We start from the raw sequence: 18,341 nt of genomic DNA on the forward strand, positions 1-18,341 counted from the left end.
CTCCGGCAATCCTGGTGGTTCCGGCAACTCCGGGCGCTCCGGCAACTCCGGCAGCCCCGGCGGTTCCGGCAGCCCTGGTGGTTCCGGCAGCCCTGGTGGTTCCGGCGGCTGCGGCAACTCCGGGTGCTCCGGTGGCTGCGGCAACTCAGGTGGTTCCGGCTGTGGCTGTGGCTGTGGCTGTGGCTGTGGCTGTGGCTGTGGCTGTGGCTGTGGCTGTGGCTGTGGCTGTGGCTGTGGCTGTGGCTGTGGCTGTGGCTGTGGCTGTGGCTGTGGAAGCAAGGGTGGCAGGTGCTGCACCGGGATGTGCAGTGCATCCGGCATGTCGAAGTCGTAACGCTTCGGCAGGTGCGGGATGTGCGATCGCAACGACGAACCGGGCAGGTAGGAACGATCCGGAACGCCCTGCGGGTCCGGCTGCGGGCCTGGTGGTTCCGCGCCGCCGTCGACGTTTTCGCCAATGGTTCCGTCCGGCGGGTTCGGTGTGCCTCCGCGCCCGGAACGTGCTCCGGTCTCCGGGCTCTCCGACGGTTCCGCGTCCGGGTCCCTCGGGGAGTCGGCGTCCTCCTCGTCCGGCTGCTGCTCGTCGCGGCCGGAGCGTCCTTCCGCACTGTCGGACCCAGTGCGTTCAGCGGATTCGTCTTCGGACGATATGCGGTCGTTGGCCCTGCCCTCGGCCGTCTCGGGTCGTGCGGCCTGGCGCCCTTGCGGCTCCGGCCGTTCGCCGCCTTCCGCCGGTGCCGACAACTCGTTTCGGGCAGGACTGCTGGCGGGGGGAACCGTATCGATGTCTCCCGCAGTCGATTCCGACGCCTGGCGGCTGGCGCCCTCGGATCCCCCATCGGTACGGCCGCCTCGTTGGCGATCCACCACTGGAGTCTGTTCGTTCTCCGACCGGCCCACCGCCTGCGGCGATTCACCATCCGACCCGTCCGCGCCCTCGCCCACCGGCGCACCCACCACCTGCGGCCGTTCACCATCCGACCCATCCGTGCCCTCGCCCACCGGCGCACCCACCACCTGCGGCCGTTCACGATCCGGAAGGTCGCCTGCCACGCTCCGCTCATGTTCCGAGTGAACTACCGCCTCGGGCTGCTCGGGCTCGTCACCGCGCGATCGGCCGCGCTCCGGGCGATCGGCACCGGGCGCGTCATCCTGCCGCACCGGCGGTTCGGCGGCGGTACCTGACCCCGGTCGATGCGGTTGCGGACCACGCGATGCGACCGTACCCGCACTGCCTTCCTCCGGTCCGCCACGCTCGGCATCGGGATCGGCGGGCGGGCGCGCACCCACGGATTCCTCCGGCACATCCCGCGACCGGTCGGCGCCTTCCGTCCCCTCACGTGGCGCCACCTGACCGATCGGTTCGCCACCGCGCCGGTCCGCCTCGGGGGATCCGTCGTTCTCCTCGGACGGCGAAAGACGCTCCGCACTTACGCTATCCGCGTCCCGCATGCCGTCGGTGCGCGACCCCACACCAGGCTCGGCTGCCGGAGGCGCGGGCTGTGTGACGCCGTGCTCGGCATCGGAGTCCGACGGGAGAGGGCGCGAGCCCGCCGAAGCCTCCGGAACGCCTCCCACCTCGTCGGCAACACCGCCGGTCGGATCAGGCGACGTCATCTGCCCGGCCGGATCTGGTTCCGTCGACGTGCCATCCTCCGGCCGGGGAATCGCCTCGGCAGTCGCTGTGTCCGCTTCCGGTGTGCCGTTCGGACGCGGGACCGGTGCGGTAGTGGCGTCCGGAGACGCGCTGTGCGGCGGCTCTGCTGCGGGACGGTCGGAAGGCGACGACTGTTGTGTGGCAGCTTCGTCGGGAAGCGTGCTCGGCGGACTGTCAGGAGTGGGCTCTGGGCCGGGCGGGAGCTCCGGCGTGTCCGGGCGGGGCGGGAGCTGGCGGTCCGGTGTGAGCGGCGCTGGCGCGTAGGGGATTCCGGCGCGCCAGCCGGTCAGCGGTGGGCGGTTGGCGTTCCAGTCCAGGCCGATCATGATGACGTGCTGGTTGGCGTCGCGCCAGGTGGCGGTCGGGTTCGCACGCAGGTAGTTCGACTCGGCCAGCCCGTCGCGCAGCATCAAGATGTCCTGGGGCAGCGGCTCGCCCGCGATGAGGCGGTTCCATGCCTCGGCGACGTCGGCGACCGCGTCCAGCGGACGGCGGACCAGCACGCCGTCGCGCGGGTCGCGCACCAGGTGCTCGTCGCGCATCAGGTGGTTCTTGATCTGCTCGATCTCGGCGCGGGTGAACTCCGGCGTGCTGTCGGCGAGCTGATCGGCCACCGGCCGGGCGAGATCAGCGAGGTCGACCACGCCGGTGGCCTCGCGCAGCACGTCGCTGATGTCGGTCACCAATTGGATTGCGTCGCCCGGCTGTTCGTCGCGCAACTGACCGGCCAGGCCTTCCGCGAGCCCGTCGACATCGACCTCGCCTCGGGTCGCGAGCTGCTGCGCGATGCGGGCGATGAGATCCCGTGCGCGGGCGGTCCGGTCGGCCGCACGGTGTGCGGCGAGGTTGTCGGTGATCGTGGCGATGTCGCTGTCGTCGGCGCGGAAACGCTGGTACTCGCCGTCGGCCCACTCCTGCACCCGCGCCCAGTTCTGCTGCGCCTCACGCTGTCTGCGCAGGAACGGCTCGGTGAGGTCGCCGCGGTCGGGCACCTCGTCGCGCACATTCCACTCCCGCGCCATCGGCTGCACGTCGGGACGCGGCGCCCGGAACCACGGATGCCCCTTGAATCCCGGGCGGATGCGTCCGGGATGGTTCTTGTCACTGAACCAGGTGAACCCGGAGAGCTTCGCCGACTCGAGGATGATCCGCATCGTGTTGTAGAAGACGTCGGCGAATGGCAGCTCATAGGTCGGCACGCCCGGGTCGAGCGGCTTGCCACCCGGAATCACCGGCAGGAAGTCCGTGTTGACGCCGGGCCCATTGTCGACGAACGGATCCACCAGCGCCGCCTGGAACGGATCGACCGCCCACCCGCTGACGCCCTCGGGCAGATCGCGCGGGGAGAACTTCTTCGGCACGGTCCCCGAATGGCCGCGCTGCTCCCAGCCGGGCCGGTCCGGGTCCACCGGATGCCATTCGCCCTCGGCGTCCTGCCAGCGGGTCAGGTGGATGCCGGGGTCGCCGTCGCGCCAGCGCGAAGTGACGAACTCCCGGCGCGGCGGCGCCAGATCCTCGGTGTGCCAGCCGCCTTCGCGGTCGGCGATGATCTGCCGGTACTCGATGGTCGTCTCCGGCCGGGTGAAAGCCTGCGCGAGAGCGGCATTGCGCCGCAACGCGTCGTGCAGCGCCGCGTCGTGATCGGCGCGCGGGCTGTCCAGCGCGCCCCGCGGAGCGACGACGATGATGCGCGGCCGCTCCCCGTCGACGATGCCGACGCGATCGGTGACGCGGCGCGCACCCGCCTCGGCCAGGACGTCCCGTCCGGCGCCGCCCAGTTCGGCGATGCGGTCCTGGAGCCTGCCGATCTCGTTCTCGGCGCGGTTGACCCGTTCGGCCGCCTCGCGCAGCAACTCCAGGTTCCTGGCTCGCTCGGCAACCTCGTCAGCACGAATGGTGCGACCGGCCACCTCGTCGAGCGTGTCGGCCAGATCATCCGGACCCAGCCGGTCCGGATCGATGCGCAGCCGCGCGGCGATGTCGTCGCGCATCACCCGCCACGGCTTGATGCCGAGTACCAGGTCGGCACGCTCGCGTCCGAGCCGGTCGAGCTCGGCGGCGACCTCCGCGGATAGCGACGGCTGCTGCCGCGCGAGTTCGGCTCGCAACGCGTCGATGCGCCGATCCAGTTCCGCGAGAGCGACGTCCGGGTCGGCGAACTTGTCTTTGGCACTGGAGATCTCGGCGCGTTCGGCGACAAGTCGTTCCAGCTCGGCCACGGTCTCCGCGTCCGGAGGACGATGCGCACCGGCCGCTTCCAGCCGGGCGATGCGCTGGTCCAGTTCCGCCAGCCGCTGGTCCGCCTCGTTGAACCGCTCCGCCGCGTCCTGGAGTTTGAAGATCGCCGCCAAGCGCTGCGCGCGCTCCGCCTCGCCGATCACTTCCGGGATCTGCGTGTCGGTCTCGTCACCGAAACCGGCGACATCCCGGACGCCGACCAAGTCCGCGGTCAGCTCCTCGATCATCGCGGTCAGGTTGTCCTGGTTGAGCGCCACGTTCGGGTCGTGGATGGTGCGGCCGGGAGTATCGAAGCGGGAGAACCGGTCATCGCGCTTCGCCCGCCAGAACTCGCGTTCCGAGGCCAGGGCGGCACGCTCACGCAACAGCGCGTGGTAGACGCCTTCGGGTGTTCCCGCCAGATACGCCGCCTCGATCCGCTCGTCCACCGCGGCGACGCGCTCGTCCGCCTCGTTGCAGGCCCTTGCAGCATCCTCCAGAGCATCGATGGCCGCGTGCCTGCGCGCCATTTCGTCGACCCGCATCGTCTTGCCGCGCAGTGCCGCCAACGTCTCGTCGAGCCGCTCGGGGGTCAGGTCGGTCGCGGGGTCGACCGGCAACAGTTCGGCCCGCTGATCGCGCAGGGCGCGCAGTTCATCGGCGCGTGCGACGGCGTCCGCGCGCTCGGCACGCAGTCGGTCCAGCTCGGCCTGCGCCTCGGGCGTGACCTGGTCGGTGCGGGCGTCCTCCGGCGCGGAGGGCTGCCCGGGTCGTGCCGATTCGCCGTCCGGATGTACGTTTCCGGGGGCGGGCGGGGATTCCGGGGCAGGGCGAGCGGTTTCGCCGCCTGCTGTCTCCGCGCCCGCGGTAGGCGGCTGCCCAGGCCGCTGGTTCGACTCGCCCCCGGTAGGCGGCTGCCCAGGCCGCGATCGGGGCGCACGCGAGTCGCCCTGCGTGGGGCCGGAACCGGGCGTGTCCGGTGCGGGCCGCGCGGGCGCTCCCCCCTCCTCGGGCGGCCGGATCGTTGTGACATGTACGCCGTTCTCGTCCACCGTGACGAGGCGGAAGTCGATGCGCACACCCTGATCGGTCAGTTGCCGCCTGGTCTCCGGCGCCAGCACCGGATCCGGCTCGGCCAGCGGAGATGCCACCACGACCCGCTGCCCGTCCGGCAGCACACCGACGCCCTCGGCGACCATCCGCGCGCCCTCGGCGGCCAGTACGTCGCGTGCCGCGAGGAGCCCGGCCTCGGTCCTGGCGTTGTTCTCCTCGGCGACCGCCTGGTGCAATCTGTTCAAGTCGGATCGGATGGCGCGGATCTCGGTGGTGAGATCGGCGACGCGTCGCTCGGCCGCGCGCAGATCGTCGAAGTACTGCACCATCTCCTCGCGCGGCACATGCTCGCGGTCGCGCAAGGCTTCCGCGCGCCCGATCTCCGCCTGCATCAGCGCGTCGACCGCACGCGAGATCTCGTGCGCCGTCATTCCCTCCGGACGCACACCGAGCAGCCGGGCGCGTTCGGCGATGCTTCGATCGAGCGCGGCGCGGGCGGCCGCGGCGTCGGCAATCCGCTGTTGCAGCTGGGGCAGCGCGTTGCGCAGTTCCGGCGTGACGGGTTGGTGCGAACGCGCCGGTCCGTCCTGCCGCCACCCATTCGGTTCGGGCTCACCGGGCTCGGGCCGCGCCGCGCTCGGCGGCTCATGCGGTGGATGCTGCGATCCGCCCGCACTATGCGGCTCGGGCGCGGTGTTCTGCTCCGCGTCCTCCGGCGGCCACACGCGGATGTCACCGGGCTCCGCGGTCGGGTTCTCCGCAGGGTTGGGAGTGTCCTCGCCGACTGTGGGTTCTGCCTCGGGAACGCGGGCGGCGCCGGACGATGGGCCTTCCGGTGGTCGCGACGGCGGTTCCTTCGGCCGCGGGGCGGTTCCGTCGTCGTCGGGTTGCGGCCGGTCCGGCGGGTCGGGTTCCGTTGTGGCATGAGGGCCTTCGGTGTGCGCCGGGCCCGAAGGTTCCGGCAAGCCCGCCATGTCCCGCAGCCAAGCGGCGCGCTCGGCGCCCATGCGGGCCTCCCACTCGGCCTGTTCGGCCTGCAGACGCGCCCAGCTGTCCTCCGGATCGCGGTCGGACAGACCGCGCAGCCACTCGGCGCGCTCGGCGTCCATCCTGGCTTCCCATTCGGCCTGTTCGACGCGCATCCGCTCGAACCAGTCGTCCGGGCTTCCCGGGCGGACCGGGGTGTCCGAATCGGCCCGTGCGGACCGCGACGAGGCGTCCGGACGGGCAGCGGACGATTCCGGCTCGGACACCTGGCGTTCGGGCTCGGACGTGCGGCGCGTGGCGGCGATATCACGCAGCTCCTGCACCCGCTCCCGCGCCACACGAGCCGCCATATCGGCGTTCTCCGCGCGCATGCGGGCGGCGAACTGCCGCATCTCGTCGACGATCGTCGCGTCCCGCGGCAACGGCTGCTCGGCCATCTCGTGCAGCCACGCCGCGTGCTCGGCCGCCATCCTGGCGTTCCACTCGGCCTGCTCGATCTGCATGCGATGGAACCAGTCCGATGGTTCCCCGGGCAGCTCTGGCCGCGACGGCCCGTCCTCGGGCGGCGGCGCGGGCGTCGGCGGCTCACCGGGTGGCTTCTGCGCTGCACCACCCGCATTCGCCTCAGGTCGGTCGGCGGTGCCGGACTGCTCCGCGGTGTGCCGCGGTTCGGGCGGCCACACCCGGACATCCCGGGGCTCGCCGCCCGTACGCGCTGGGGCCTCCGCCGCGTCGTCCCGTCCAGCGGTCGTGGACTCGGGCGGTTCGCCTGCCCCGGCCTCCGGTCGACCAGCCGAAGGCTCACCCGACTCCGCAGCCCCGGCCTCCCTACGGGCCGAAGGCTCGGACGCGTCCGTGACTTCCTGCTGCGTCGGAGTTGGCCGCGACTCCGGCGGCCACACGCGCACATCACCCCGCTGACCGTCCGAACGCGCCGGATCATCGGACGCGTCATCCTGGCGGCTGGCCGAAGCCTCCGGCCGCACACCGGATTCGGACTCCCGCCCGCCGGTCGCTGACTCGGGCGCCTGGTCCGGATGAACTGCCGGGGGTTCGTGCGGCGGAGTCTCGCGTCGGCCGGTCGCCGACTCCGGCGATTTCGCCGCATCCGGATCTGAGGTTTCCGGACGTCGGGTCCCGCCGGAACTCGGTGCGTCGGGGCGCGGTGGAAGTGCGGCAGGCTGCGGTCCATCGGGGGGCGGCAGTTCGGGACCGTCTGTCCGCGAAGCGGGCGGCAACCAGGCAGGATTCGGCGCGACGGGGTGCACGGCGTACGGAATGCCCGCGCGCCATCCGGTGAGCGGCGGGCGGTCTGCGTCCCAGTGGTAGCCGAGGCCGATGGCGTGCATGTTCGCCTCGCGCCAGCCCGCGCTTGGATTGGCGCGCAAGAACTCCGACTCGGCCAAGGCGTCTTGCAGTAGCACGAGGTCTTGCGGCAGCGGCTCGCCTGTCATGAGGCGATTCCACGCTTCGGCGATATCGGCGAGCCGGTCCATCGGCCGCCGCACGTACGCGCCGTTGGGGTCGGTGTAGTCGCGCACCCGATGCTCATCGACCATGAGGTGGTTCTTGATCTGCTGGAGCTGCTCGCGGGTGAGCACCGGGACGTCGTCGCGCATGTGTTCGGCGAGCACGGCCGCGATGGCGTCGGGATCGGTGCCGTAGTACAGCAGTTCGCGAATGTCCTCGATGGTGTCGCGCACCGCGTCCGCATCGTCGGAGGCGAAGCGGCCCGCCAGCCGCTCGGCCACCCGATCGATGGCATCCTGCATCTGCCACAGCTGGGCATCCACGTCGAGCAGCGGATTGACGCCGCGATCGCCCGTGACCAGCTCGTCGCGAACGATGTCGACCACGTCGCGCGCGGCCGCCTGCTGCTGGGCCTGCCGATGCGTCTGCAGCCCTTCGGCGATCCGGTCCAAGTCGGTGTCGTCGGCCAGGAACCGGTCGTATTCGCTGTCCGCCCATTCCTGCACGCGGCGCCAATTCGCGACGTCCGTATCCCATTCGCGCTGCAGAGATTCCGGGATCTCCACGCGATCGGCGGGGTCGCCGTGCTCGGCGGGATCCCATGGCCGATGCATCGGCTGGATATTGCGCTCCGGCGGCGCGAACCACTCGTAGTCGCGGAATACCGTGCCGAACGGCGGAATCTTCTGCAGCCACGGCCGCGCCTGCACCCACTCGCCGATCTCCGGATGACGCTGGATCCAGCCCTTCACCGCCGGGTGGTTCGGCACCAGCGCCGCCATCAGGAGCAGGCGCACGATGTTGTAAGAGTCGGCGCCCCAATGCTGCGCGAAAACGTCCGTGCCAGGCGGCACCTGCGAGGTGTCGTACTGCGCCGGAGCTTGCGGCATGTGCACCGGCAGCGAGCTTTCCGGGATCTGGCCCGCTGGTACATCATCGGTGGGCAGCGTGATGTCGTTGACGACGTCCTCCATCGCCCATCCGCTCACGCCGTCCGGCAGGTCCTTCGTCTTGTACTTCTTCGGCATGGTGCCGCCATCCCGGTTCGTCGTCCAGGTGGGGCGGGTCGGGTCGACCGGGTGCAGGTTTCCTTCGGCGTCGCGCCAGGCCGTCATGTGCAGCCGCCTGCCCTCGTGGAAGCCGCTGCTGAGATGCTCCACTTCCGGCGGTGCCAGGTCCGCCCTTCGTGCGTTGCCTTCGCGGTCGGCCAGCACCTGCCGGTATTCGACCGTCGTCTCCTCGCGCACGAATGCCTGGGCGACCGCGGCGTCGCGGCGCAGCGCGTCGGCGAGGGCGCGATCGTGATCCGCGCGTGGCGCCGCCGGGTCGCTGCGCGGACCGAACACGATGATCCGCGGCCGCTCGCCTTCCACGATGCCGACCCGGTCGGTCACCATCCGCCCCCCTTCGGCCTCGACGAGCCGCCGCCATACACCGGCGGCGCGCGCCATCTCGTCCTGCAAGCGGCCGATCCGGTTGTGCGCTTGGTTGACATCGTCCGCGGCATCGGCCAACCCGTCGATCTGGAGCAGCCGGGTGGGCAGTTCGTCCGCGCCCAGCGTGCCGTCGCGCAGTTCGTCCCGCACCCGCGCGCGCAGGTCGTCGATCGTGTCGCGCAGCCGGTCCTGGGCCAGCGCGGCCTCGTCGGGGTTGCCTGAATCGTCGACCACCCCGAGCCGGACGGCGAGGTCGTCGCGCATGCCACGCCGGGGCTTGATCCTCCGGAGCTCTTCGGCCCGCTCCCGCGCCATTCGGTCCAGATCGGCGGCCGCGTCGTCGGACGGCGGGCGGTGCCGGGCAACGCCCGCCTCCTCCAGCTCGGTGAGGCGCTGGTCCACCTGGCGGATCCGCTCGTCGAGGGTGGTGAACTCCTCGGTCGCGGCAACCAGTTTGCGCAGGGCCTCGGTGCGCCGTTCCCGCTCCTCGGCGGTCACCGGCTTGCGCACCTGCCGGTCGGCTTCTTCGAGACCGCCGCTCACCTCGACGACATCGGTTCGTGCGCTCGCGTGCAGCGCCTGGATCGCCTCGTCGCGGGAATCCGCGTCCCGGCGCACCCATTCGGTGGAATCGTCCACACCCAGGTTGGCCGCGCGTTCATTGGCCTTGGCACGGACGAACTCACGTTCCCGAACGAGGTCCTGGCGCTGCCGGAGCAACCCGTCGTATTCCTCGATCAGGCCGATTCGCGCCGCCAGTTCGCCCACCTCGGCGGCCGCGCGCTCGAATTCCGGCACCAGCATGCGGAGTTCCGCCACCAGGGCGTCATCACCCTCCGGCAGCAGCTTTCTGCTGGACAAGTCGGCGACGGCCGCTCGAATCCTTTCGGGAGCAAGGTCTTCCGGGTCAACGGAGGTCTGTAGTGCATCGACCAGTTCGCTGACTCGCGCGGCCAGCTCGTCGCGCTGGGCGACGGCATCCGCGTGGGCGCGAACCGCCTCCTCATGCGGCGAGCGTGGCTGCCCGCTGTCGGGTTCGCCGGGCCCGGGCGGCGGCGAGTCGCCGCCGGCATCCGGCGGGACCGCCATGTCATCGAAGTCGGTGCGCGGAGTCCCGGTTCCTCGGCGTGGTGTCCCGTACTGCTCCAGCGCACGCAGCAAGGCGGCATTGAGGACCTTCGCGGGCTCGGAAGCACTGTCCCCGTTGAGTTCTACGTCCGCGAATCCTTCGGGCAATGCCTCCGAGTTGTAGAGGGCGTCCATGGCGTCGAAACACAGCCTGGGCATCTGGCGCAGCCACGCGTCGTAGCCGTCGGGCGTCGGGTTCTCGTGCGTCGCCGTGTAACGCCGCACCAGGTCCGCGTCGACGCGGAAGCGGGTCAGCGGCGAGCCCGAGGTGTCCATGGCGTGGCCGACCTCGTGCACGATGATGCTGTAGACGGGCCTGCGGTTGTAGGCCGGATGGAACCGCCCGTCGTCGACATTGAGCGCGACAGCGCGGCGCAGCTTCGCCGGGTCCGTCGCGAGGGTCTCGTTGAGCACGATGGCTTCGGCATACGGCGGGCGACCGTCGGTCGGCCGGTGGATCGAGACGGTTTTCGCGAAGATTCCGTCCGCCAGCGGCTCGATCCGGACGCTGTCCAGGTGGATCCGCGGGAACCGGATGAGGCGTTCATCGATCGCCCTGGCGAATTCTCTGAGGGCGTCGACATCCACCCGGGGGTTGTCGAACCCGATGACCTGAAGCCCATGCCGCTGTTCCAGCGTGTGCTGGATCTCGGCGGCGTCCATGCGCGACCATTCATCGTCGAACACGGGCTGCTCGTCGGGCGCATCGAGCGCGTCGTTGTCGCGGTGTGGTTCGTCGTCGCCTGTCCGGGGCGGTTCCTGGACGCCGCCCGGGTCAGCGGTATCCGGCCGTGGAGCGATGCCGAGACCGTCCGGCGGCAAGCCCGCGGCCCGGCGCACCAGGTCGTAGATCAGCCGGGCGGGCTCGCTGGCGTTCGGGCCGCGCAGCACCACGTCACGGAATGCCTCGGGCACCGCCTCTTTCGGGTCGAGGACACCGTGTTCGTCGAAACTGTAGCCGCTGAGCTGACGCAACCACGCCTGGTAACCCTGGATCGTGGCCGGGTCGTGGTTCGCGGTGTAGTGCCGCAGCAACGCGTCGTCGACCACGTTGTGGACCGCGCGATCGCCCGCGTGATCCATCGCGTGCCCGTACTCGTGCACGAACACGCTGTAGATCGGCCGGTCGACGACGCTCGGGTCGAAGCGACCGCGATCCGCATTGCGCTGCAGGCGATCCCGGAACGCACCGGGGTCGGAAACATCCCGGTCGCTCAGCACGATCGAGTCGGTGTACGTCCGGCCGGTCGCCGGATCGATGGCCGAATATGCCCGTCCGGCGACCCAACCGCGCAGCGGGCCGATACCGACCCGGCGCAGATCGACATCCGGATGATCCGTGCGCATATCCACGACGGCCCTGGCGTATTCGCGCACCGCTTCGGGATCGAGTCCGGGCAGGTCGAATCCGAACGTCTCCAGACCTGTCAGCGCCGAGAGTCGTTCGCCGACCTGCCGCGGATCGAGTCGTGACCACTCGTCCTGGATCGGTGCGCCGGTCCGGTCCGGCGCATGGCCCGTGCCGTTGTCATCGACCGCCATTTCATCCGGCCGGTCCGGGCGTGTTTCCGCACCTGGGTTCTGCCGAGAACGGTCCGGCAAAACAGGCTTCTCGCCCGTTCTGGCCGACTCGGCACCGTCGTCATGGCGCGATCCGAACGACAACCGATCCGAGACCCGGCCCAGCAAACCGCGCGGCGCAGCACGCTCATTCAGGTCAGCCGAACCATCCTGCAGTAGTCGGCCGATCCGATCGGTGAGCCGTTCCGGGCTTCGGTCGGACAAACCCTGGAATTGCCGAGCCAGCACATCGGAGATCGAGCTGGAACCGCGCGGCGTCGGCACCCGCCACCCGCCGTTACCGTCGCTGAGGAGCCGGATGGGCAGGGACTCCCCACGCACCCTGACGTGTTCCGTCGTCCACCGCATGTCGTACCTTGGCGCGGGCCCGTCACCAGCCGGCAGCCGCACCGGCAGCCTCAGCTGGCGGGTGTACAACCGATGCGCTACCTCCGCGGGATGCGGCGGCCCGATAGTCGGGTCGGCCTGGACCGCTCGGTGGCCGATCGCGGTGAAATTGTCACGCAGCCTGCCCTCGGCACGCCACGCCTTCAGCGTCGGGCGGGCATCCCGCTGATCCGCCTTGGTATAGAACGCATCCCGGTCGAGCTGTCCGATCCATTCGTCGTAGCCGAGGTTGGTCAGGCCTTCCGCGCGGTAGCGCAGGTAGTGGGCGAGCATGTGCGCGACTGCGTCGTCCCGATTCGGGCGGCGGTGCGGTCCCTCGGCCTGCGGCGCGGTGATCTCCTCCGTCACGAGCTCGCCGTCGGGTCCGCGCGACACCTGCCGGTAGTCGAGCCAATGCGTGCGGTCCCACAGCACATCGCTGTACTCCGGCCGGGCCGCCGCCAGCTCGCGCAAGGCGTCCATGTGCCGCCCTTCGGTGGCCATGACAACCAGTCGGGGGGCTCTGCCCCATCCCTCCGGGCGCGGATAGGCCAGGACGTGATCGGTCAGCGGTTCACCGCCCGGTTCCAAGCGCAACTGCCCTTCGACGGCACGGCGAACGAGATCGGCGGCGTCGGACTCCGACAGTGGAGGCGTCGCATCGGCGGATTCGCGGATCGGGACGCTGTCTGAAACGTTCGGCTCCTCGGGGCGCGGGTTCGCCCACCGAAGGCCTTCGTTGTCGACGGAACGCGCGACATCGAAGGCGATCTCGGTCGCCTCCAAGCCGACCTTGTCGATATAGCGCCGAAGCGCCGCCTGCCCGGCCTCGTAGGCGACGCGTTCCGGCGGCGGTGCGTCGGCCGAACGCGCGGCGGCTCGGCTCGCCTTGCGATACGCCTTGTCGTAGGCATCGGCGTACGCGCGTTCCGCGGGACTGATCGGAACGAATCTGCCCGCCTCCCGCAGCATCCGGAAGGTCTCGATATCCAGCGCGTAATCCCGGCTGCGCTGGTTTCGCATCGCGGGGGTGTCACCGCGCGGAGCCCGCGGAGCATCCGACGGTGTGGCCGCGTCCGTGCCCGGCCTGATGCCATGGGCCCGGTCCCACTCCGCCCCATACCGCTGGGCATAGTCGAGGCCGTCGACGAGCGGGCCGAGATCGCTCAGGTGCGCGCGCACCGCGCGGACGCCGGCGCGGTGCGCCGCCGCGTCGAGCCAGTCCCCGGCGATGATGAACCGATTGCCGTAACGCCGCCTGCGGTAGATCTCGCTCGCCGTCTGCCTGGCCTGCTCATGCGCGGCCAGATACTCCCTCGCCAACGGATCCGCCAGCGACCCGATGGCACCGGTGGTATCCCGCAGCTGCCTGCTGAAGGCGAACCCAGCGGCCTGGGCCTCGGCCTGGCGGTCCAGCATCAGAGCCACGTATTCGTCGCGCGACAGCGTGAACCGCTCCAGCGGGTGGCCTTCGGTCACGCTCAGCTGATCGGCCAGTACCGCCGCGCGGACCAGAGCCACCGCTTGCTGACGGGCATTGTCCGCCAGGTCCAGCACCACGGTGTTCGTGACCGGGTCGTAGCCGGCGACCCGGCCCAGCTCGAACCGGCCGCCGTCGCTTCGCCGGGCGTGCGCCTCCGGCTCGGTGCTGTACCGGATGCGCACTCCGTGGCGCTCCAGCGCGTCGGCTGCCCAGCGACCGAAGTCGGTGGAGTCGAGCAGTTTCCGGGTCCGGACGAGTGCCTCGTCCGCTCGATCGGCGACCGCCCTCGAGTTGCTCGGCAGGTCCGCTTCGGATGGCGGCGCTGCGTCGTCCGGTCCGTCGGATCGCACCGGGTCCGGTCCGTCGGATCGCACCGGGTCCGTGCCGTCACGAGACACGAAGAGGACGCCGGATTCATCCAGGTGGATCCGGACCGGTCCGGTCGGCGCGGCGTCGGTCCGCACGGGCGTGTCGCGCTGAACGGCTGTGGAGATCGCGTCGATGATCCGGGTGCGCTCGGTTTCGGCCCGGGCATGCCGCTCGGCCAGATCGGCCAGCAACCGCACATCGACATCGGAGTTCCGGAAGACGACGAACTTGGAGCGATCCATCAGCAAGTCGAGCACGGCCCGCCGGTCCGGTCCGACGAGGTGGTCCGGAACGAGGAATGCGCCCTGTAGGCGCTGCACGAGTCGATCCCATTCGGCATCGATCCGGGTGATCTCCCGCACGAGGACCGCGTGCTCGCGCACCAATTGCTGTAGTGCACGAGCGGATTCCGGTGACGAAGGGACGTGCTCGTGAATGCCGTCCGGCGCGGTGCGATGCTGCTGGGCATCCCATTCCCGGCCCGCCACATCGCGGTGGCTGTGGCCGGCAGTTGGGAAGTCCGGCGAATCGAACAGCTCACTCGCCAGCAGGTCAGCCATACCGGCCGCGCGACCGATACGACGCAGCTGATCGGCATCGATGCCCGGATCTCGGTGACGGGCGGCGGCGACCGCCGCGTCATAGGCGTCCAGGTACGCCGATTCCAATGCCCTTCGATACGCCACTTCCGTTACGTCATGCAAGGGGCCGGGTGTCGGATCGTAGCCCGCCGCAAGCAATTCCCGGTTGAACTCGGCTTCGCGGCCCAGAGCGGCAGCCTCCGCCCGCAGATGCGCCGCGACATGATCCGCGCGATCCATCGCCCGGATCGCCGCCGGTGTCACCTCGACCCGACCGGCGAGCACCGCTTCGGCCAGCACCGCGGCACGCACCACCGCGGCGGCCTGAGCCAACTGGCTCCGGTCCCGAGTCCCGACGACAACATCCATTGTCCTGCCGTTGAACGAATCCGGCCGCACCGCGCCGTCGCCGGAGTCGCCGAACCGAACCGCCGCACCGGCCTCCCGCAATGCGGCCGCCGCCGCGCGGCCGACCTCGGTCTGGTCGAGCACCTGCCAGACCTGCGCCGCCTCCTCGTCCGGCGGCCTGCTCAGCCAGCCGTCCGGATCATGCTGCTGCTCGGGCGGTTCCACTGCCATGTCGTCGGAGTCCGACGGCCGGTCGTGCGGCACATCGCGATTCGATTCGCGCGGGTGGTCGGCGTCGCGTTCGGGCGCAACGGATTCCTCCGGTGGCGGCGAAGCCGTCCGCTCCGCCGGCTTGATCACCAGGTAGCCCTTGGCGAGGGCTTCCTCTTCCGTAAAGACCCCGGCGACGTCTTTGACCATCGGAATCGGGCTCTGTCCCTCGCCGTGGGTATCCATCAGCGCGAACAGCGATTCCGCGGTCGTCCCTGCGACGTCCAGGTCGCTGTCCGGACGGAACGGAAGGCCGGATTTCTCTGACACACCCGTCTGCCGACTGCCGAAGACCACCAGCGGAACGCCACTTTCGGCTACCGACCGCATGGCCGCGCGCAGCATCTCCGGCGTGACGCCGGGTCCCGGTTCGCCGAGTACGTCGACATTCGGAGGATTCGGTTGCGACGCCGCGTCCTCCGGCAGCGGTGCCGCGGTCGGCGGCTCATCCGGCTGCCGTTCCCGCCGATCCTCCGAATCGCCGACCCGGCGCTCGTCTCGGTCCCCGGTCCGGTCGCCGGACCACACGGCATCGGAACCGGCGGGATGCAACGGATTGCCCTGCGCGTCGTAGAGGATCACCGAGACGCGGCGCAGTTCCTTCGGCACGTGCGGCGGGAAGCCCTCGCGGACACCGGCGCCGGGATCGGACACCTCCACGAAGAGCTCGCCGGTCTGCGGATGCCGCCGCACCGTCAGCACATAGGCGTGCGCGCCGACGCCGTGCTCATCGGTGGGGCCCGCGTATTCGTCCACGACCAGGGCGCGTGCGCCCTCCTCGTTCCGCGCCAGCAGCGCGTCGGCGATCGGCTGGTGCCGCGGTTGGCCGGGCTTCGCCTCCGGGACGTCGCGCAACGGAGCTCCCGCCGCGTCCTCCACTTCGCTCCGCGACATACCCGCAGGACCCACCGGCTCCTCAGGCACCCGGATCACGTCGCTGCCGGTGCCCTGCTGGATCTCGTCGAGCGCCAACCTGGCGCATTCGCCCCGGTTTTCCGGACGGACCTGCGGCGCACCGGGTTCGGCCGTTGCGGTCGGTTCCGCGCGGGTGGCGCTGTTCGTGTCGCCGCCCGGGTCGGCCCGCGACCCGCCCCGCGACGGCTGGCCGCTGCTGGAGTCCACCGCGGGCAGCGGCGGGGCGACCAGCAGACTTTCCGGCGGAATCGAAACATCCGGGTCCGGGTCGACACGGGTTTCGGGGACATCGACGGCGTCTGTGCGGGCACGGGCTTCCGCCGTGTCCGCCGACCGCGTCCGGGGCGCCTCGGAGTCGGCCAGCCGGGCCTGTGCCGCCCCTTCGCGGGCAGCGGATCCGGCGGCCCGTTCCGCGGCGCCCGCGCGGCTCTCCGGCACCCCTGACGGCCTGCGCGCCGGATCGCTTGCCCCGGTCTGGGTGCGCGGCTCGCCAGCTCCTGTCTGCGTGCGCGGTTCGCTCGTCGTGGGTGCGTTCGTGCGGGTATCGGAAGTCGTGTGCGTCGGGGTGGCGTTGTTCGATGGTCCGGCCGTGGTAGCCGTTGGTCCAGTGGAGTGCGTGGGCGCCGAAGGCGGCGCGGCCGTTGCCGGTCCCTGCGAGGCGAGCGGAGCGGCGACCGTACCGTCGGTCCGGGGCACAGTACCGTCGATACCGATGCCGTTGACACCGCGGGTCGCGGTTGCCTCGGGATTGTGCGCCGCTGTTGTCTCCGGGTTGCGCGTGGAGGCGATGGTGTCCTGCTGTGGCGCAGCAGTATTGGTGTCTTTCGGCGCGCTCGGCTGGTTTGCGCCTCTATCGGGGTCAGCCGCGGGACTCGCCGTGTTGTCGGAACCCGCCGGTTCCGCTCGACCCACCGAATCGTCGGCGCCGCGCGCGTGCGTGTCGCCCGAGGACGGACGATCAGTCGCTACTTGGTCGTCGGAACGAGCACCGCCCGCGTCATCCGGCGAACGGGTGGCGGTCTCGTCGCCCGCTCCGCGTCCATGCGCTGCGCTGTCACCTGCCTGCCCGTTGGTGTCCCCGTCAGCGGCGCGACCGTTCGTGGCGCCGTCACCCGCCGCGTCGCTATCCGCGGCATTGCGATCGGCAACGGAATCGTCCCCGGCTACACGCCCATTCGCGTCGTCCGCCCCGCGGCCATCGGTCGTCTCGTCCCCAGCCCGGCGCCCACTCGCGTCGTCCGCCCCGGGGCCATTGGCCGTCGCATCGCCCGCCCCGCGCCCGTCGGCCGTCGCGTCCCCAGCCCCGCGCCCATTCGCCGTCGCATCACTAACCCCGCGGCCAGCCGCATCACCAGCTCCGTGCCCGTTCGCCGGATCGCCTGCACCAGGGGCGATTCCATTACCGGACGCGGGCGTCATCGCACCGTCGTTACCGAAACCCGAACCATCAGGCCGAAATCCGATACGTGGCTCCGGAATGGGGCTGTTGCCGCCGGAAGGCGTATACCACTCCGGATGCCGGGAGCGGTAGAACATATCCGCCTGCGCGCGGCTCGCTCCGGACATCGCGCCATTGGACACGCCCGCCGTGATCATCCGCGGGTCGAACTCCGTGTTCTTCGCGTTCGCTACCGCCGCATCCCAGCCGTCCTGCGCCCAGTCGATGCCGAACTGGGTGACCACGCTGGCGCCGAATCCCGCGACCGCGCCCACCCCGCCCGCGGAAGCACCGGTGATCGCGCCACGCAACCAAGGTCGCATCTCCTGGCCGAGCTTGTTGCCGAGCCAGTCACCGAACGGGCTGGCCGCACCCGCGCCTGCCGCCGAGCTCACCGTGGTGACCGCGACCTGCTCCCAGTTGATCGCGTCCCGATGCCCCGCGTTCACCTGGTAGGCCTGGATGCCCAGGTCCTGCATGGTGCCGATGAGTGTGTCGAGGGCAAGGTGGCGCACCAGGAAGGTGGCGAGCTTCTCGCCGAGGAATCGCGAGGTCCACTGGATGATCTTGTTCATCACGCGCTGGGCCAGCAGCCGGATCCCGATGCGCGTGAAGCCGATCGCGGCCGCCTCCACCGCGGGCGCGGTCGGCGGGAAGATCCAGGCCGCGGCGATCTCCGCCGCGAGCAACGCCAGCGACGAAATCATCATCAGCTGCGCGTATTCGATCTCGGTTCCGACCTGATTGGCGCCCTCGCCGACGTTGTCGAACACCTCGGCCAGCTTTGCCAGCGACTGATCGCCGCTGCGCAGTTGGTCGAACAGCTTCATGGCCTCGTCGCTGCCCCGGCCGTCCGGATACGCCGCCAGCGTGGCGCTCTTGGCGGCGTCGATGTCGGCCAGGATGTCGCGCAGACCGTCCGCGGCGGTACGCCAGTCGCCGGCGAGCGCCCACATGCCGTCAGGGTCACCGGCGGGCCAGTCGGAGCCGGCCACCCATTCCAGCCACCGCAGATATCCGGGCAGCTCAGCCATGCGCGATT

Annotated in this window: 1 protein-coding gene; it reads right to left on the reverse strand. The window is 70.7% G+C overall.

What is annotated here, in order from left to right; translation table 11 throughout:
* A partial coding sequence (locus NA4_RS04200; RefSeq protein WP_444980033.1) for a WXG100-like domain-containing protein occupies positions 1-18,333 on the reverse strand: 18,333 nt, incomplete at its 3' end.
* Positions 18,334-18,341 lie beyond the last annotated feature (8 nt).

This window comes from Nocardia amamiensis NBRC 102102, assembly GCF_001612745.1.
GTDB classification, from domain to species: domain Bacteria; phylum Actinomycetota; class Actinomycetes; order Mycobacteriales; family Mycobacteriaceae; genus Nocardia; species Nocardia amamiensis.